The following is an 18387-nucleotide window of genomic DNA, read 5'->3' as shown; positions in this document are numbered from 1 at the left end:
GGCGGCTCAGCAGATCAGGCGTCGGCAGTGCTGCCGGCTGGCCGTGCGCTGGTCGGCGCAGGCGCGGCAGTGGAAGCGCTGCAGATCTTGACTGCGTGCAGGCCTTTGGGGCCTTGGATAATCTCGAAACTCACGGCCTGGCCGGCCTTGAGCGTCTTGTATCCGTCCATCTGGATGGCTGAGTAATGAGCGAACAAGTCTTCATCCTTGCCCTCTTCATTGATGAATCCGTAGCCCTTGGCATTGTTGAACCACTTGACTTTACCGCTTGCCATCCCTATGTCCCTCTGCAAAGGACTCCATCACTGGAGTATCATCCACTCATCCGCATACGAACCATGCGAAAAATCTGGTTGACTGCGCGGATCTTTATCGACCACGGTGGGTTCTTATTGGTTGTAACACCGTTTTGCCGATAGTCAAGGTCGCCCGGCGCCTGCGCTGGCCGTGCCCTTCGCAGTCAACCCACAACCTTAACCTGTCGCTCATGATGAAATTCTTTCCATGCATGCACCTAGTGAGATTCGACTAACATTCAATCAGGATCGCCCGCAATCGAATGAGGACGACGGCTCAGGTCTTGCAGTTCAGGAAGCCAAGCCGATCCTGCAGGCGCCACCTATGTACAAGGTGGTTTTGTTCAACGATGACTACACGCCGATGGATTTCGTCGTCGAAGTGCTCGAGACGTTCTTCAATCTGAACCGCGAGCTGGCGACCAAGATCATGCTGACCGTCCATACCGAAGGGCGGGCAGTGTGCGGATTGTTTACCCGTGACATCGCCGAAACAAAGGCTATGCAGGTCAACCAATACGCCAGGGAAAGCCAGCATCCGCTACTCTGTGAAATCGAGAAGGACGGTTAATCGCCGACCACTTGGGTATGAGGTGAAGCTATGTTAAACCGCGAGCTCGAAGTCACCCTCAATCTTGCCTTCAAGGAGGCTCGTTCGAAGCGTCATGAGTTCATGACCGTCGAACATCTGCTGCTGGCACTCCTTGACAATGAGGCTGCCGCGACCGTTCTGCGCGCCTGTGGCGCCAATCTCGACAAACTCAAGCACGACCTGCAAGAGTTCATCGATTCCACCACACCCCTGATTCCGGTCAACGACGAAGATCGTGAAACCCAGCCGACCCTGGGCTTCCAGCGTGTGCTGCAGCGTGCCGTGTTCCACGTGCAAAGCTCCGGCAAGCGTGAAGTCACTGGCGCCAACGTGCTGGTTGCGATCTTCAGCGAACAGGAAAGCCAGGCCGTGTTCCTGCTCAAGCAGCAGAGCGTGGCCCGCATCGACGTGGTCAACTACATCGCCCATGGCATCTCCAAGGTGCCGGGCCATGGTTCGCATTCCGAAAGCGACCAGGAAATGCAGGACGAAGAGGGCGGCGATACCGCCTCTTCGAGCAACCCGCTGGATGCCTACGCCAGCAACCTGAACGAACTGGCCCGTGCCGGCCGTATCGACCCGCTGGTAGGCCGCGAGCAGGAAGTGGAGCGCGTGGCGCAAATCCTTGCCCGTCGGCGCAAGAACAACCCGCTGCTGGTGGGTGAGGCAGGCGTGGGCAAGACCGCCATCGCCGAAGGCCTGGCCAAGCGCATCGTCGATGGCCAGGTGCCCGACCTGCTGGCGCAAAGCGTGGTGTATTCCCTCGACCTCGGCGCACTGCTGGCTGGTACCAAATACCGTGGCGATTTCGAGAAGCGTTTCAAGGCGCTGCTCGGCGAGCTGCGCAAACGCCCGCAGGCGATCCTGTTCATCGATGAAATCCACACCATCATTGGTGCCGGCGCGGCGTCGGGCGGGGTGATGGATGCTTCCAACCTGCTCAAGCCACTGCTGTCGTCCGGTGAGATCCGTTGCATCGGTTCGACCACCTTCCAGGAATTCCGCGGCATCTTCGAGAAGGACCGTGCCCTGGCACGACGCTTCCAGAAGGTTGATGTCAGCGAGCCGTCGGTCGAAGACACCGTGGGCATCCTGCGTGGCCTGAAAGGGCGCTTCGAAAGCCACCACAACATCGAGTACAGCGACGAAGCCTTGCGCGCCGCCGCTGAACTGGCCTCGCGCTATATCAATGACCGGCACATGCCGGACAAGGCCATCGACGTGATCGACGAAGCCGGTGCCTACCAGCGCCTGCAGCCGGAGGCCAACCGCGTCAAGCGCATCGACGTGCCGCAGGTCGAAGACATCGTCGCCAAGATTGCGCGCATTCCGCCGAAGCACGTCACCAGTTCCGACAAGGAACTGCTGCGCAACCTCGAGCGTGACCTGAAGTTGACCGTATTTGGTCAGGACCAGGCGATCGATTCGCTGGCCACCGCTATCAAGCTGTCCCGCGCCGGCCTCAAGTCGCCGGACAAGCCTGTCGGTTCGTTCCTGTTCGCCGGCCCGACCGGCGTCGGCAAGACCGAAGCAGCACGGCAGCTGGCCAAGGCGCTGGGTGTCGAGCTGGTGCGCTTCGACATGTCCGAGTACATGGAGCGCCACACCGTGTCGCGCCTGATCGGTGCGCCTCCTGGCTATGTTGGCTTCGATCAGGGTGGCTTGCTGACCGAGGCGATCACCAAGCAACCGCACTGCGTATTGCTGCTCGACGAAATCGAGAAGGCCCACCCGGAAGTCTTCAACCTGCTGCTGCAGGTGATGGACCACGGTACCCTGACCGACAACAACGGGCGCAAGGCCGACTTCCGCAACGTGATCCTGATCATGACCACCAACGCTGGCGCTGAAACCGCCGCGCGGGCCTCGATCGGCTTTACCCATCAGGACCATGCGTCCGATGCCATGGAAGTCATCCGCAAGAGCTTCACGCCGGAGTTCCGCAACCGCCTGGACACCATCATCCAGTTCGGCCGCCTGAGCCACGAGACGATCAAGAGCATCGTCGACAAGTTCCTTATCGAACTGCAGGCGCAGCTGGAGGACAAGCGTGTGCTGCTGGAAGTCAGCGATGATGCGCGCGGTTGGCTGGCGGCCTCGGGCTACGACGTGCAGATGGGTGCGCGGCCGATGGCGCGGCTGATCCAGGACAAGATCAAGCGGCCGCTGGCCGAGGAGATCCTGTTTGGCGAACTGGCCGAGCATGGTGGCGTGGTGCACGTCGACCTGCGCGATGGCGAGCTGGTGTTCGACTTCGAGACCACGGCTGAGGTTGCGTGACAGCGGGGGCCGCGTTGCGGCCCATTCGCAGCACAAGGCTGCTCCTACAGGGAATGCACGCTCCCCTTGTAGGAGCGGCCCCCTGCAATCTGACAGGCACAAAAAAGCCCGGCACATGGCCGGGCTTTTTCATGGCTTGAGCTTAGCGCGCACGGTAGGTGATGCGGCCCTTGCTCAGGTCGTAGGGCGTCAGTTCGACGCGGACCTTGTCGCCAGTGAGAATACGGATGTAGTTCTTGCGCATCTTTCCGGAGATGTGCGCGGTTACGACGTGCCCGTTTTCCAACTCCACGCGGAACATGGTGTTGGGCAGGGTGTCGACGACAGTACCTTCCATTTCGAAGCTGTCTTCTTTCGACATGCAGTAGAGCCCTCGGATCCAGTGTTGGCCCGACGCATAACCGCACCGGGCAAAAAAGTGGCGTGGATTATGCCCGAAAACTGTGTGTCAAGCCAATGCCTTTCAGTTGAGGGTGACCCAGCGCTGGTTTATCAGCAATTCGATAGGCCGATACTGTGTCTTGTAGTTCATTTTCTTGCAGTTCTTGATCCAGTAACCCAGGTAAACCGCTTCCAGGTCCTGGCGCAGGGCTTCGGTGATCTGCCAGAGAATGGCAAAGCGGCCCAGGCTCCGGCGTTCTTCGTCCGGCTCGTAGAAGGTGTACACAGCCGACAGGCCGTTGGGCAGCAGGTCGCACACCGCCACCGCCATCAAGCGGCCATCCAGGCGGAACTCATAGAACCAGCAGAACGGCAGGTCGCGCACCAGGAAGGTGGAGAACTGATCGCGGCTGGGCGGGTACATGTCACCGTCGGCATGGCGCGTTTCGATATAGCGCCGGTACAGGTCGAAGTACTCTTCCTTGAACGCTGGACGTGCGGCGGTCACGGTCAGGTCGGCGTTGCGCTTGAGGATGCGCCGTTGCTGGCGGTTGGGGATGAAGCGCGCCGCCGGGATGCGTGCCGGCACGCAGGCATTGCAGTTCTGGCAGTGCGGGCGGTACAGGTGGTCGCCACTGCGGCGGAAGCCCATTTCCGACAAATCGGCGTACACGTGCACGTCCATCGGCTGGCTGGGGTCGAGGAACAGTGTGGTTGCCTGTTCGTCGGGCAGGTAGCTGCAGGAGTGGGGTTGAGTGGCATAGAACTTCAACCGCGCCAACTCTGTCATGATCAACCCCCTCGGTGAGACTTTGTTTAAGTGTAAGCCAGCTACGGGAACTCGCCTAGGGAAGCCATGTGGCGCTGTTGGGCTGGTCGAGGTGGCGTGCCAGGTAGTCGGCAAACTCGGCGCGGCTGATGGCGTGGGCTCCCAGGCTGTGCAAATGGTTGGTTGGCATCTGGCAGTCGATGAGGACGAAACCGGCCTGGCGCAGGTGGTTGACCAAAGTCACGAAGCCGACCTTGGAAGCGTTGTCGGCGCGGCTGAACATCGATTCACCGAAGAACAGCTGGCCCATGGCCAAGCCATACAGACCACCGACCAGCTCGCCGTCCTGTCGCACCTCCACCGAATGGGCGATGCCGCGTCGGTGCAGCTCGCAGTAGGCGGCACGCATGGTGTCGGTGATCCAGGTGCCGTCGGCGTAGTCACGCGGCGCGGCGCAGGCGGCGATCACCGCGGGGAAGTCTGTGTCGAAGCTGACCTGGTAACGGCCCTGGCGCATCAGCTTGGCCAGCGAGCGCGACACGTGCAGCTGGTCCGGGAGCAGCACCGTGCGCGGGTCGGGTGACCACCAGAGGATCGGCTGGCCGTCCTGATACCATGGGAAGCAGCCATGGCGATAGGCCTGCACCAGGCGCTCGGGGCTCAGGTCGCCGCCGGCAGCGAGCAGGCCGTTGGGGTCATGCAGGGCCTTTTCCAGAGGCGGGAAGGTCAGCGAGTCGCGGGTCAGCCAGGTGAGCATGGTCTATCGTGCGGTGGGGGAGGGGAGAGGGCAGCATGGCGCGGGTGAAAAGCAGGGTCAATCTCTTTGGCTTCTTCGCGGGCGCGCCCGCTCCCACAGGCCATGTGCAGGCTCTGGAGCCTGCGGGGTGCCTGTGGGAGCGGGCAAGCCCGCGAAGAGGCCGGCACAGGTAATGAAAATAGGCAATTTCCTACACATTCATGAAACCGCAGGCACCATCCGCTACATTTGCTGTCACACCTGTGCAAAAACACAGCATAAGCCTTTGTCACAAAAGAAAATGCATGCTCAAATTGCAGCTATATGAAAGTCGCCCCCGGCCAAACCCCCATCTGGCGTGCCGCCATGGCGGCTGGCGGGCAGTAATGTTAAAAGTAGTGGTTCATTGGCCGCACCGTCGGCCGATCACTATTGGACGCGCAGCACGCGCAGGAATAGACGCGTTTTGAAGAAATCCACCGCAACTCCAGCTCCCTTGCCCGTCCCTCTGTGGCGGCAGCAGCTGCATTATCGCCTCAAGGAAGGTGCGTTGATCGCTGTCGGCGCCCTGTGCCTGTACCTGTGGATGGCGCTGCTGACCTACGATACGTCGGACCCGGGCTTCAGCCACACCAGCAACGTCGACCAGGTGCAGAACGCCGCCGGGCGTGCCGGTGCCTACTTCGCCGACATCCTGTTCATGGTGCTGGGGTACTTCGCCTACATCTTCCCGCTGCTGCTGGCGATAAAGACCTGGCAGATCTTCCGCGAACGCCACCAGCCCTGGGACTGGAGCGGCTGGCTGTTCTCCTGGCGGCTGATCGGCCTGGTGTTTCTGGTGCTGTCTGGTGCGGCGCTGGCCCATATCCATTTCCACCCGCCTGCGAGCATGCCGTTCTCCGCCGGTGGTGCCTTGGGCGAGAGCCTCGGCGACCTAGCGCGCAACCTGCTGAACGTGCAGGGCAGCACGCTGATGTTCATTGCCCTGTTCCTGTTCGGCCTGACCGTGTTCACCGACCTGTCGTGGTTCAAGGTGATGGACCTGACCGGCAAGATCACCCTCGACCTGTTCGAGCTGGTGCAGGGCGCCGCCAACCGTTGGTGGGAAGCGCGCAACGAGCGCAAGCGCCTGGAGGCGCAGCTGCGCGAGGATGAACCGGTGATCAAGGCCGCGCCAATGGCCGCCGACAAGCGCGAACCGGCCAAGCCGGCGCTGCGCGAGCGCATTTTCAAGCGTGAAGAAGCACCTGCCCAGCCGGTCGAACCACGTGAGCCAACCCTGTCGCGCGAGCCTGTGGTGCCACGCGAGTCGCCGGCACCTCGTGAGCCGGTAATCTCTCGCGAACCACCTGCCGCGGCCCCGATGATCGTGCCGCCGACACCCGCCAGGGCGCCGGAGCCGAGCAAGCGGGTGATGAAGGAGAAGCAGGCGCCGCTGTTCGTCGACAGCGCGGTGGAAGGCACCTTGCCGTCGATCTCCATCCTCGACCCGGCCGAACAGAAGAAGATCGAGTACTCGCCGGAATCCCTGGCCGGTGTCGGCCAGCTGCTGGAAATCAAACTCAAGGAATTCGGCGTGGAAGTGGCGGTGGACTCGATCCATCCGGGCCCGGTGATTACCCGCTACGAAATCCAGCCGGCCGCCGGTGTGAAGGTCAGCCGTATCGCCAACCTGGCCAAGGACCTGGCGCGTTCGCTGGCAGTGACCAGTGTGCGTGTGGTCGAGGTCATCCCCGGCAAGACCACCGTGGGTATCGAGATCCCCAACGAGAACCGGCAGATGGTGCGTTTCTCCGAAGTGCTGGCCACGCCGCAGTACGACGAGCAGAAATCGCCGGTCACCCTGGCCCTGGGCCACGACATCGGCGGCAAGCCGGTGATCACCGACCTGGCCAAGATGCCGCACCTGCTGGTGGCCGGTACCACCGGTTCCGGTAAGTCGGTGGGTGTGAACGCGATGATCCTGTCGATCCTGTTCAAGTCCAGCCCGGAAGACGCGCGGCTGATCATGATCGACCCGAAAATGCTCGAACTGTCGATCTACGAGGGCATCCCGCACCTGCTGTGCCCGGTGGTCACCGACATGAAGGACGCCGCCAACGCCTTGCGCTGGAGCGTGGCTGAGATGGAGCGGCGCTACAAGCTGATGGCGGCCATGGGCGTGCGTAACCTGGCCGGCTTCAACCGCAAGATCAAGGACGCCCAGGAAGCCGGCGAGATCATCCATGACCCGCTGTACCGCCGCGAGAGCATGGACGACGAGCCGCCTGCGCTGAAAACCCTGCCGACCATCGTGGTGGTGGTCGACGAATTCGCCGACATGATGATGATCGTCGGCAAGAAGGTCGAAGAGCTGATCGCCCGTATCGCCCAGAAGGCGCGGGCCGCCGGTATCCACCTGATCCTCGCTACCCAGCGCCCGTCGGTGGACGTGATTACCGGCCTGATCAAGGCCAACATCCCGACCCGCATGGCATTCCAGGTATCGAGCAAGATCGACTCGCGGACCATCATCGACCAGGGTGGTGCCGAGCAGCTGCTGGGCCACGGTGACATGCTGTACATGCCGCCGGGCACCAGCCTGCCGATTCGTGTGCACGGCGCGTTCGTCTCCGACGACGAGGTGCACCGCGTGGTCGAAGCGTGGAAGCTGCGCGGCGCTCCGGACTACAACGACGACATCCTCAACGGCGTCGAGGAGGCCGGCAGCGGCTTCGAAGGCGGCGGTGGTGGTGGCGATGGCGAAGATTCGGAAAGCGACGCCCTGTATGATGAGGCCGTGCAGTTCGTGCTGGAAAGCCGCCGCGCGTCCATCTCGGCTGTGCAGCGCAAACTGAAGATCGGCTACAACCGCGCCGCCCGCATGATCGAAGCCATGGAAATGGCCGGCGTGGTCACCCCCATGAACAGCAACGGCTCGCGGGAAGTGATAGCCCCGGGCGGCCCGCGCGACTGACGAACACCTTGCCGGGCGCCAACGGTGGCGCCCGGCCTTTTCAATGCTCGATGAGGACTCCCATGCGCGCGATTCGCATGCTGTTGGTTTCTGCCCTGGCCGCGGCTTCTGTGTCGGCCACCGTATCGGCTTTTGCCGGTGAGCAAGACGTACAACGCCTGACCCAATTGCTGGAAAAGTCGCAGACCATCGAGGCCAACTTTTCCCAGCTGACCCTGGACGCTGGCGGCACCAGCCTGCAGGAAACATCCGGCAAGATGACCGTCAAGCGCCCGGGCCTGTTCTACTGGCACACCGATGCGCCGCAGGAGCAGGTGGTGGTATCCGACGGCAAGAACGTCACCCTGTGGGACCCGGACCTGGAACAGGCGACCATCAAGAAGCTCGACCAGCGCCTGAACCAGACCCCGGCGCTGCTGCTGTCCGGTGACGTGTCGAAGATCAGCCAGAGCTTCGACATCAGCTCGAAGGAGCAGGGCGAAGTGATGGACTTCACCCTCAAGCCGAAGACCAAGGACACGCTGTTCGACTCGCTGCGCGTGTCGTTCCGCAAGGGCCTGATCAACGACATGCAACTGATCGACAGCGTCGGCCAGCGCACCAACATCCTGTTCAATGGCGTGAAAGCCAACCAGGCGGTGCCGGACAGCAAGTTCAAGTTCGACATCCCCAAAGGCGCGGACGTCATCAAGGAGTAACCAGAGCTCGCCATGGACCTGTTTCGAAGCGAACCCGTCGCCCAGCCCCTGGCCGCTCGTCTGCGCCCGTCCAACCTGGACGAGTACGTCGGCCAGGAGCACCTGCTGGCGCGCGGCAAACCGCTGCGCGAAGCGCTGGAGCAGGGTGCGCTGCACTCGATGATCTTCTGGGGGCCGCCGGGGGTGGGCAAGACCACCCTCGCGCGGCTGCTGGCGCAGTTCTGCGACGCGCACTTCGAAACGGTATCGGCGGTATTGGCCGGGGTGAAGGAGATTCGCCAGGCGGTCGAGGTGGCCAAGCAGCAGGCTGGCCAGTACGGCCGCCGAACCATCCTGTTCGTCGACGAAGTGCACCGCTTCAACAAGTCACAGCAGGATGCCTTCCTGCCCTATGTGGAAGACGGCACCCTGCTGTTCATTGGCGCCACCACCGAAAACCCGTCGTTCGAGCTGAACAACGCACTGCTTTCGCGGGCGCGGGTGTATGTGCTCAAGAGCCTGGACGAGGCGGCGCTGCGCAAGCTGGTCAACCGCGCGTTGACGGAAGAGCGCGGCCTGGGCAAGCGCAACCTGCGGGTTGGCGATGACGCCTTCAAGATGCTGATGGCCGCCGCCGACGGCGATGGCCGGCGCATGCTCAACTTCCTGGAAAACGCCTCGGACCTGGCTGAAGACGGCAGCGAGATCGATGTCGAGATGTTGCAGAGCCTGCTCGGCGACAGCCGCCGCCGCTTCGACAAGGGTGGCGAGGCGTTCTACGACCAGATTTCCGCGCTGCACAAGTCAGTGCGTGGCTCCAACCCCGATGGCGCCCTGTACTGGTTCGCGCGCATGCTCGATGGCGGCTGCGATCCGCTGTACATTGCCCGCCGCGTGGTGCGCATGGCCAGCGAAGACATCGGCAACGCCGACCCGCGCGCGCTCAGCCTGTGCCTGGCGGCCTGGGATGTGCAAGAGCGCCTGGGCAGCCCCGAGGGCGAACTGGCGGTGGCCCAGGCCATCACCTACCTTGCCTGCGCGCCGAAGAGCAACGCGGTGTACATGGGCTTCAAGACCGCCCTGCGCGAGGCCGCCGAGCATGGCTCGCTGGAAGTGCCGTTGCACCTGCGCAACGCCCCGACCAAGCTGATGAAGCAACTGGGCTACGGCGACGAGTACCGCTATGCCCACGATGAACCCGACGCCTATGCCGCCGGCGAAGACTACTTCCCCGAGGAGCTCGAGCCGCGCCAGTACTACCAGCCGGTGCCCCGTGGCCTGGAACTGAAGATTGGCGAGAAGCTGCGCCACCTTGCCGACCTTGACCGCAACAGCCCCCGCCAGCGGAGAAAGCCGTGATTGCACTGATTGCCGCCGTCAGCGCTGGCGGTATTGCCGGTACCTTGTTGCGCTTTGCCACCACCAACTGGGTGTCTGCCCACTGGCCACGGCACTTCTATCTCGGTACGCTGGCGGTCAACCTGGTTGGCTGCCTGCTGATCGGCCTGCTTTATGGTCTGTTCTTGCACAAGCCGATCGTGCCGGTCGAGCTGCGCGCCGGGCTGATCGTCGGCTTCCTCGGCGGCCTGACGACTTTTTCCTCCTTTTCGCTGGATACCGTACGCCTGCTGGAAAGCGGGCAAGTGCCCCTGGCTTTGGGCTATACCGGTATCAGCGTGGTGGGCGGGCTGCTCGCGACCTGGGCCGGCCTGTCCCTGACCCGATTCTGAACCAACACCTACACATAACGAGAGAACGATATGCTCGATTCCAAACTGTTACGCGGCCAACTTCAGGAAGTGGCGGATCGCCTGGCCTCCCGTGGCTTCAGCCTGGATGTCGCGCGCATCGAATCACTGGAAGAGCGCCGCAAGGCGGTGCAGACCCGCACCGAGCAGCTGCAGGCCGAGCGTAACGCCCGTTCCAAGTCCATCGGCCAGGCCAAGGCCAAGGGCGAAGATATTGCGCCGCTGATGGCTGACGTCGAGCGCATGGCCAACGAACTGGCTGCCGGCAAGACCGAACTGGACGGCATCCAGGCCGAACTGGATGGCATCCTGCTGACCATCCCCAACCTGCCGGACGCCAGCGTACCGGTTGGTGCCAGCGAAGACGACAACGTCGAAGTGCGCCGTTGGGGTACGCCGAAGGCTTTCGACTTCGAAATCAAGGACCATGTCGCCCTTGGCGAAGTCAGCGGTGGCCTGGACTTCGAAGCTGCCGCCAAGCTGTCTGGCGCGCGTTTTGCCGTGCTGCGTGGTCCAGTTGCCCGCCTGCACCGCGCACTGGCGCAATTCATGATCAACCTGCACACCGGCGAGCACGGTTACGAGGAGCACTACACCCCGTACCTGGTCCAGGCCCCGGCCCTGCAGGGTACCGGCCAGCTGCCGAAGTTCGAGGAAGACCTGTTCAAGATCAGCCGCGAAGGCGAGGCCGACTTCTACCTGATCCCGACTGCCGAAGTGTCGCTGACCAACCTGGTGGCCGGTGAAATCCTCGATGCCAAGCAGCTGCCACTGAAGCTGGTTGCCCACACCCCGTGCTTCCGCAGCGAAGCCGGTGCTTCCGGCCGTGACACCCGCGGCATGATCCGCCAGCACCAGTTCGACAAGGTCGAGATGGTGCAGGTGGTCGAGCCGTCCAAGTCGATGGAAGCCCTGGAAGGCCTGACTGCCAACGCCGAGCGCGTGCTGCAGCTGCTGGAGCTGCCGTACCGCGTGCTGGCCCTGTGCACCGGCGACATGGGCTTTGGCGCGGTGAAGACCTACGACCTGGAAGTGTGGGTACCAAGCCAGGACAAGTACCGCGAAATCAGCTCGTGCTCCAACTGCGGCGACTTCCAGGCGCGCCGCATGCAGGCCCGCTGGCGTAACCCGGAAACCGGCAAGCCAGAGCTGGTGCACACCCTCAACGGCTCCGGCCTGGCCGTAGGCCGTACCTTGGTTGCCGTACTGGAAAACTACCAGCAGGCCGACGGTTCCATCCGTGTGCCGGAAGTGCTGAAGCCTTACATGGGCGGCGTCGAGGTCATCCGCTAAATGGATTACCTGCCGCTGTTCCACAAGCTGCAGGGCGGCCGCGTGCTGGTCGTTGGCGGCGGTGAGATCGCCTTGCGCAAGGCGCGCCTGCTGGCCGATGCTGGCGCCGCGCTGCGCGTGGTGGCACCGGATGTCGACGGCCAGTTGGCCGCGCTGGCCCGGGAAGGTGGCGGCGAGGTGCTGGTGCGCGGCTATCAGGCAGCCGACCTGGTCGGTTGCCGGCTGGTGATTGCGGCCACCGACGACCCCGGGCTCAATGCCCAGGTGTCGGCGGATGCGCAGGCCCTCAGCCTGCCGGTCAACGTGGTGGATGCGCCGGCCCTGTGCACGGTGATCTTCCCGGCGATCGTCGACCGTTCGCCGTTGGTGGTTGCGGTGTCCAGTGGCGGTGATGCTCCGGTGCTGGCGCGTTTGATTCGCGCCAAGCTGGAGGCCTGGATCCCGTCCGCCTACGGCGAACTGGCCGGCCTGGCCGCACGCTTCCGCGACAAGGTCAAGGCCTTGTACCCGGACGTCAACCAGCGCCGAGGCTTCTGGGAAACCGTGTTCCAGGGGCCGATTGCCGAGCGTCAGCTGGCCGGGCAGGGCGCCGAGGCCGAGCGCCTGTTGCAGGCGATGGTCGACGGTGCACCGGTGCAGCAGGGCGGTGAGGTGTACCTGGTGGGGGCTGGCCCGGGCGATCCGGACTTGCTGACCTTCCGCGCCTTGCGCCTGATGCAGCAGGCCGACGTGGTGCTGTACGACCGCCTGGTGGCACCGGCGATTATCGAGATGTGCCGACGTGATGCCGAGCGTATCTACGTGGGCAAGCGTCGCGCCGACCATGCCGTGCCTCAGGACCAGATCAACCGCCTGCTGGTCCACCTGGCCCGGCAGGGCAAGCGTGTGCTGCGCCTGAAGGGCGGCGACCCGTTCATCTTCGGCCGGGGCGGCGAAGAGATCGAAGAGCTGGCCGAGCACGGCATCCCGTTCCAGGTGGTGCCGGGCATTACCGCAGCCAGCGGTTGTTCCGCCTATGGCGGGATTCCGCTGACTCACCGCGACTATGCACAATCGGTGCGTTTCGTGACCGGGCACCTGAAGGATGGCACCAGCAATCTGCCGTGGCATGACCTGGTAGCGCCGGCGCAGACCCTGGTGTTCTACATGGGCTTGGTGGGGTTGCCGACCATCTGTGCCGAGCTGATTCGCCATGGCCGCGCGGCCAGTACCCCTGCGGCGCTGGTGCAGCAGGGGACTACGCGTAATCAGCGGGTGTTCACCGGCACCCTGGCGGACTTGCCGGACCTGGTGGCGCAGCATGAAGTGCATGCGCCGACCCTGGTGATTGTCGGGGAGGTGGTGCAGTTGCGTGACAAGCTGGCCTGGTTCGAAGGTTCGCAGAACAGCTGAAATCGTTGGGGCCGCTTTGCGGCCCGTTCGCAGCACAAGGCTGCTCCTACAGGGGGTCGCGTTTCCTGTAGGAGCAGCCTTGTGCTGCGAACGGGCTGCAAAGCAGCCCCTGCAATCTCAAGCCTGCCAAATCCCCTTGCCTGCCAACCGCTCCCGATCATGCGGCAGATTGAAGTCCTGCAGTGGCCCCTTGGGCACGATCCCGTTCGGGTTGATGGTCTTGTGGCTCATGTAGTAATGCTTCTGGATATGCTCCATGTCCACTGTGCCCGCCACCCCCGGCCACTGGTACAGCTCACGCAGCCAGTTCGACAGGTTGTGATAATCGCTCAGGCGGCGCAGGTTGCACTTGAAGTGCCCGTGGTACACCGCATCGAAGCGCACCAGGGTGGTGAACAGTCGCACATCGGCCTCGGTCAGGTATTCCCCGGCCAGGTAGCGGTTGCGGCTCAGCAAGTCTTCCAGGTAGTCCAGTTCGTTGAACACTTCGTCAAACGCAGCCTCGTAGGCTTCCTGCGTAGTGGCAAAGCCTGCGCGATACACGCCGTTGTTCACTGCTGGGTAGATGCGCTCGTTCAGTGCCTCGATGGTCGGGCGCAGCGGCTCTGGATACAGGTCCAGTGTATTGCCGGTCAGTTCGTTGAACGCGCTGTTGAAGATGCGGATGATCTCCGACGACTCGTTGTTGACGATGCGTTTCTCTTTCTTGTCCCACAGCACCGGTACAGTCACGCGGCCAGTGTAGTGCGGGTCATCCTGGGTGTAGCGCTGGTGGAGGTACTGTAGCGCGTCGAGGTGGTCGCCGCTGGAACCTTGCTGCTGGTCGAAAGTCCAGCCATGGTCCTGCATCAGCCAGCTGACCACCGACACGTCGATCAGTGGCTCCAGGCCCTTGAGGGCACGGAAGATCAGGGTGCGGTGCGCCCATGGGCAGGCCAGCGAGACGTACAGGTGGTAACGGCCAGCTTCGGGAGCGGGCAGCTGATTGCGGCGTTGGGCGTTTTCGCGTTTGAACGTGCCGTCCTTGCCGTTTTCATACCACTGGTCATGCCAGCGGCCGTCGATCAAAAGGCCCATGGTGAGCTCCTCGGAACAAAGTTGTTTGTCGTTGGAGCCCAGTCTAGGGAAAAACGTTCGAATAACTAGCGCAAAGACTGCACTCTTACTATCTAGTTATTAGATTGGTTGCGTGCGCCCCAGTAACCGCGTGCCGTGGCGAAAGCCTGCTCACGGTCTTGGCCCAGGCCGCGCAGGGCAAGGGCGATGGTCGCGACCACGGCCATTTCACCGTAGCTGTCCTCGGCCTCGCCGCGCCAGACCGCCAGCAATTGCTCGGGCTGCAGGCTTGGCGGCTTCACGTGGCGGCGTTCGCTCAGCGCAGGCCATTCCTCGTCCCAGGCTTTGCCGGCGGTGGTGCCGTACAGATGGCTGATGACATCGGGGTTGACCTCGATCTCGCCGCCATCACCCTTGATTACCACGGCATGGTCGCCCAGCAGGCGGCTGGCCTCGCGGTGTACTGCCTGGTAGCCGGGGTGGAAGATGCTCTGCAGGCCACAACGCGCAGCCAGCGGGTTGAGCACCCGGGCCAGCGAATGGATGGGCGAACGCAGGCCCAGGGTGTTGCGCAGGTCGATCATGCGCTGCAACTGCGGCGCCCAGTCCTGCAGCGGGAAGAAGGCCAGGCGTTGCTGGCCCAGGGCCCGGCTGACCGCAGCCCAGTCACGGCACAACGGAATTTCCAGCAAGGACAGCAACTGCTCGGTGTACATGCGCCCGGCGGTATGTGCACCGCCACCGTGCATGAGGATGCGCACGCCATTGTTGGCCAGGCATTTGGCAGCCAGCAGGTACCAGGGTAGGTGGCGCTTCTTGCCGGCGTAGGTGGGCCAGTCCAGGTCCACGGCGATGCGCGGCGACTGCAAGTGGGCGCGCAGGGCCTCGGTGAAGCCGGCCAGTTCTTCGGCGCTTTCTTCCTTGTGCCGCAGCAGCATGAGGAAGGCACCGAGCTGGGCATCTTCGACCTTGCCTTCCAGCAGCAGGGTCATGGCCGTGCGGGCTTCTTCACGGGTCAGGCCACGCGCGCCGCGCTTGCCTTTGCCAAGAATGCGCACGAACTCGGCGAACGGGTGTTCGGCAGGGGTTTCCAGGGTAAGCGGGCGAGGTTCTGTCATATGCAGTTGGTCGGCTTGGGCAGGCCCGCCAGCTTGGCGGCGAGTTTGGCGGGAGTGCCGTTGAACAGGCGGTTGAGGTGAGGGCTGTTGCCCTTGTCCGGGCCCAGTTTGAGGGCCGTGTACTTGATCAGCGGGCGCGTGGCCGGGGACAGCTGGAATTCCTGGTAGAACTGGCGCAGCAGTTCGAGGATTTCCCAGTGGTCCGCCGTCAAAGGGATGCCCTCGCGCGCGGCCAAAGCCTCGGCGGCGGCATGCGACCAGTCTTGCAGGTCGACCAGGAAACCGTCCTTGTCCAGGGCGATCGCCTGATCGCCAACGTTGAGGGTATTCATAGCCAGCTGTTGACCTTGTCGTAATGCAGCGACAGTTCGACGAACCCGGCGTAGTCCACGGCCTTGGCCAGCTCGTTGCCGACCGCGCGGGCCTGCACGTCTTCTTCCAGGGCGAACAGGCGCTGGGCCAGGCCGGCGGCTTGCAGCTGGCGGTGCGGTTCGCTGCCGCTGCGCAGGGCATATACAGCATCGCCGCACAGCAGCAGGGCGTCGTCGGTGCCGAGCAGGCGCAGGCAGGTGGCCAGGCGCTCGTCGCCAAACGGGGAGTGGGCAATTACATGCAGGGTCGTCATCAGAGCGTTACCACCTGGTCGAAACGGGCGATCAGTGCGGTCAGGGCCGCGTCGTCCAGCACTTGCACCGGCAGCGCCAGAGTGTCGGCTTCCAGGCCGCGGCGAGTGAGGCTGTGGCTGCAGGCGAACAGGTCCTCGACGCCGAACATTGGCAGCGCCTGCAAGTTGGCGGCCAGGTTCTTCTGTTGCACGGCGGTGGGCTGCTGGTCTGCGGCGAGCTGGAACACGCCGTCATCGAGGAACAGCATGCCCAGCGGCAGATCGAACGCGCCGCCAGCCAGGGCGATGTCCAGTGCTTCACGGGCCGATGGGCCGTTCCAGGGCGCCTGGCGGCTGATGATCAACAAGGATTTGGCCATTTCAGTCGCCTCCGAAGCAGACAAGGCGATCGGCAACTTGCGCCGCCTCATGCAGCTGGCCAAGCCCCGACAGCTCCCAAGGCTTGGGCAGGTTCACGGCCGGCCGCTGGTAGCGGTTGGCCTCGGCCTCGTCGAGCACGCCACGGCGCAGGGCAGCGGCGATGCACACCACTGCGTCCAGCTGGTTGGCTGCAATGAAGGCGCGCCATTGGCCGGCAACATCCAGCTCGTCCTGGGGAGCGACCACGTTGGCCGAGGCACTGTGTACCCCGTCCTGGTAGAAAAACAACCGGGCAATCTCATGCCCGCCGGCCAGCACCGCCTCGGCGTAGCGCAGGGCGCGCCGCGAGGAGGGCGCATGGGCCGGGGAGAACACCGCGATAGCGAATTTCATGGATAACTCATGCAAAAGGAATGGTGCCATGATAAAGCAAAAAAGCCCGCGCCCGCTTGTGCATGGCGGGGCGGGCTTTCTGTCTTGCACCAATCTTCAGGTTTACGCGGCCTCGTGTAGGAGCGGCCTTGCGTCGCGATGGGCTGCATAGCAGCCCCATGGCCCTGACAGAAGGGCTCCAGGCTCAAACCTGTTCCTTGCTCTCCGGCAAGAACCAGTTCAACACCAGGGCACAGATACCCCCGGTAGCCACGCCCGACTCCAGCACATTGCGAATCGCCGCCGGCATGTGCGCCAGGAACTCCGGTACCTGCGCCACACCCAGGCCCAGGGCCAGCGATACAGCAATGATCAGCAGGGCACGACGGTCCAGGCGAGTGCTGGCCAGGATATTGATCCCCGAAGCCGCAACCGCCCCGAACATGACCATGGCCGCACCGCCCAGCACCGGCTCCGGCACCGCCTGGATCACCCCGGCAACGCTCGGGAACAGCCCCAGCAGCACCAGCATCACGGCAATCCACATACCGATATGGCGGCTGGCGATCCCGGTCAGCTGAATCACGCCATTGTTCTGGGCAAAGATCGAGCTCGGGAAGGTGTTGAACAAACCGGCCAGCAGCGAGTTGGCCCCGTTCACCAGCACACCGCCCTTGATCCGCTGCATCCACACTGGCCCTTCGACCGGCTGGCGAGACACCTTGCTAGTGGCGGTGACGTCACCGATGGCTTCCAGCGAAGTTACCAGGTAGATCACCAGCATCGGGATGAACAGTGCCCAGGAGAAACCCAGGCCGAAGTGCAGCGGCGTCGGCACTTGGAACAGCGCGGCTTCGTGCATGCCGGTGAAATCCAGGCGGCCCAGGTAGCCGGCCAGCGCATAACCGACCGCCAGGGCGATAACGATGGCGCAGCTGCGCATCCACACCACCGGGATGCGGTTGAGGATGACGATGATCGCCAGCACCACGCCCGACAGCAGCAGGTTCTCGCCATTGGCGAAGGTGCCATTGGCCATGGCGCCGAAGCCGCCACCCATGCTGATCAGGCCGACCTTGATCAGGGTCAGGCCGATCATCAGCACCACGATGCCGGTTACCAGCGGGGTAATCAGGCGTTTGACGAAGGGCAGGATGCGCGACACGCCCATCTCGACGAACGAGCCAGCGATTACTACGCCAAAGATGGCTGCCATGACGCCTTCAACCGGGGTGCCTTGCTTGACCATGAGCGCTCCGCCGGCGATCAGCGGGCCGACGAAGTTGAAGCTGGTGCCCTGGACGATCAGCAGCCCGGCACCGAATGGCCCGAAGCGCTTGCACTGGACGAAAGTGGCGATACCCGAGATTACCAGTGACATGGAGACGATCAGGTTGGTATCTCGTGCCGAAACACCCAGAGCCTGGCAAATCAGCAGGCCAGGAGTGACGATGGGCACGATGATCGCCAATAGGTGCTGCAGTGCTGCCAGCAGGCCGATCAACAGCCGTGGCTTGTCCTCCAGACCAAGCACCAGTTCATTGGCAGGCGCCGCCGCGCCTGGGCTGTGTTCGTGTGAGCTCATTGCGAAAAGCTGCCCCGGAAGAAAAAAGGAGCGCATTCTACGGGGTGATGGCGAATTGGGGTAGAGCAAAGCACGATGGCGGCATGATCGACGGCTATTTGCCCGTTTATCTGACTTTATGGTCAATTATTGGTGCTTTTGGCCTGAATCC

Annotated in this window: 19 protein-coding genes; 8 read left to right on the top strand and 11 right to left on the bottom strand. The window is 63.2% G+C overall.

The genetic code is table 11. The annotated features are described in order from the left end of the window. Window positions 1–14: 14 nt before the first annotated feature. Complete coding sequence (gene cspD, locus RR51_RS20270) at window positions 15–275, bottom strand: cold shock domain-containing protein CspD (protein WP_013973291.1); 261 nt, start codon at window positions 273–275, stop codon at window positions 15–17. A gap of 229 nt (window positions 276–504) precedes the next feature. Between cspD and clpS the strand changes: the two genes are divergently transcribed. Further along, a complete protein-coding gene (gene clpS / locus RR51_RS20265; RefSeq protein ID WP_013973290.1) occupies window positions 505–867 on the top strand; it encodes an ATP-dependent Clp protease adapter ClpS in 363 nt (120 codons plus the stop codon). Window positions 868–897: 30 nt separating this feature from the next. After that, a complete protein-coding gene (gene clpA / locus RR51_RS20260; RefSeq protein WP_013973289.1) occupies window positions 898–3168 on the top strand; it encodes an ATP-dependent Clp protease ATP-binding subunit ClpA in 2271 nt (756 codons plus the stop codon). Between the two features lie 142 nt (window positions 3169–3310). Here the strand turns inward: clpA and infA are convergent, their stop codons facing one another. The 3 genes from infA to aat all read right to left on the bottom strand — a co-directional run bounded on the left by infA (window position 3311) and on the right by aat (window position 5075). Further along, entirely contained in the window at window positions 3311–3529 is a 219-nt protein-coding gene (gene infA / locus RR51_RS20255; RefSeq protein ID WP_002553999.1) for a translation initiation factor IF-1, read from the bottom strand. Between the two features lie 102 nt (window positions 3530–3631). Beyond that, window positions 3632–4339 carry an arginyltransferase gene (locus tag RR51_RS20250; protein WP_039614507.1) on the bottom strand — a complete coding sequence of 236 codons (708 nt, stop codon included), beginning with the start codon at window positions 4337–4339 and terminating at the stop codon, window positions 3632–3634. Between the two features lie 55 nt (window positions 4340–4394). Continuing rightward, window positions 4395–5075: a leucyl/phenylalanyl-tRNA--protein transferase gene (gene aat, locus RR51_RS20245; protein WP_015270969.1), complete on the bottom strand. Its 681-nt coding sequence runs from the start codon at window positions 5073–5075 to the stop codon at window positions 4395–4397. Between the two features lie 385 nt (window positions 5076–5460). Here aat and RR51_RS20240 point away from each other — a divergent pair, with 385 nt between their 5' ends. The 6 genes from RR51_RS20240 to cysG all read left to right on the top strand — a co-directional run bounded on the left by RR51_RS20240 (window position 5461) and on the right by cysG (window position 13120). Beyond that, window positions 5461–8010, top strand: coding sequence for a DNA translocase FtsK 4TM domain-containing protein (locus RR51_RS20240; protein WP_442961533.1), 2550 nt, complete (start codon window positions 5461–5463; stop codon window positions 8008–8010). Window positions 8011–8072: 62 nt separating this feature from the next. Further along, entirely contained in the window at window positions 8073–8708 is a 636-nt protein-coding gene (gene lolA / locus RR51_RS20235) for an outer membrane lipoprotein chaperone LolA (protein ID WP_003258873.1), read from the top strand. Between the two features lie 12 nt (window positions 8709–8720). Beyond that, a complete protein-coding gene (locus RR51_RS20230) occupies window positions 8721–10046 on the top strand; it encodes a replication-associated recombination protein A (protein WP_013973284.1) in 1326 nt (441 codons plus the stop codon). Beyond that, window positions 10043–10417, top strand: a complete 375-nt coding sequence (crcB, locus tag RR51_RS20225; protein ID WP_015270966.1) for a fluoride efflux transporter CrcB — start codon at window positions 10043–10045, stop codon at window positions 10415–10417. The genes RR51_RS20230 and crcB overlap by 4 nt, the downstream gene beginning before the upstream one ends. 30 nt (window positions 10418–10447) lie before the next feature. Beyond that, complete coding sequence (gene serS / locus RR51_RS20220) at window positions 10448–11728, top strand: serine--tRNA ligase (protein ID WP_003258877.1); 1281 nt, start codon at window positions 10448–10450, stop codon at window positions 11726–11728. Continuing rightward, window positions 11729–13120, top strand: a complete 1392-nt coding sequence (gene cysG, locus RR51_RS20215) for a siroheme synthase CysG (protein ID WP_039614505.1) — start codon at window positions 11729–11731, stop codon at window positions 13118–13120. Between the two features lie 117 nt (window positions 13121–13237). Here the strand turns inward: cysG and RR51_RS20210 are convergent, their stop codons facing one another. The 7 genes from RR51_RS20210 to RR51_RS20180 form a co-directional block, all read right to left on the bottom strand. After that, a complete protein-coding gene (locus tag RR51_RS20210) occupies window positions 13238–14197 on the bottom strand; it encodes a glutathione S-transferase family protein (protein WP_013973281.1) in 960 nt (319 codons plus the stop codon). 92 nt (window positions 14198–14289) lie between these two features. Then, a complete protein-coding gene (locus RR51_RS20205) occupies window positions 14290–15294 on the bottom strand; it encodes a glycosyl transferase family protein (RefSeq protein ID WP_039614504.1) in 1005 nt (334 codons plus the stop codon). Further along, on the bottom strand, window positions 15291–15626 hold the full coding sequence (locus RR51_RS20200) for a TusE/DsrC/DsvC family sulfur relay protein (protein ID WP_003258880.1): 336 nt from the start codon (window positions 15624–15626) through the stop codon (window positions 15291–15293). Before RR51_RS20200 ends, RR51_RS20205 begins: the two co-directional genes overlap by 4 nt. Then, complete coding sequence (tusB, locus tag RR51_RS20195; protein WP_003258882.1) at window positions 15623–15919, bottom strand: sulfurtransferase complex subunit TusB; 297 nt, start codon at window positions 15917–15919, stop codon at window positions 15623–15625. The genes RR51_RS20200 and tusB overlap by 4 nt, the downstream gene beginning before the upstream one ends. Then, window positions 15919–16278 carry a sulfurtransferase complex subunit TusC gene (tusC, locus tag RR51_RS20190; protein ID WP_039614503.1) on the bottom strand — a complete coding sequence of 120 codons (360 nt, stop codon included), beginning with the start codon at window positions 16276–16278 and terminating at the stop codon, window positions 15919–15921. The genes tusB and tusC overlap by 1 nt, the downstream gene beginning before the upstream one ends. A gap of 1 nt (window position 16279) precedes the next feature. Then, window positions 16280–16672, bottom strand: coding sequence for a sulfurtransferase complex subunit TusD (gene tusD, locus RR51_RS20185; RefSeq protein ID WP_013973276.1), 393 nt, complete (start codon window positions 16670–16672; stop codon window positions 16280–16282). 184 nt (window positions 16673–16856) lie between these two features. Beyond that, window positions 16857–18236, bottom strand: coding sequence for a nucleobase:cation symporter-2 family protein (locus RR51_RS20180; RefSeq protein ID WP_039614502.1), 1380 nt, complete (start codon window positions 18234–18236; stop codon window positions 16857–16859). Window positions 18237–18387 lie beyond the last annotated feature (151 nt).

Source organism: Pseudomonas sp. C5pp (genome assembly GCF_000814065.1).
Classification (GTDB): domain Bacteria; phylum Pseudomonadota; class Gammaproteobacteria; order Pseudomonadales; family Pseudomonadaceae; genus Aquipseudomonas; species Aquipseudomonas asiatica.
Note: the sequence above shows the minus strand (reverse complement) of the source record. Positions and strands in the feature narration are given on the sequence as shown.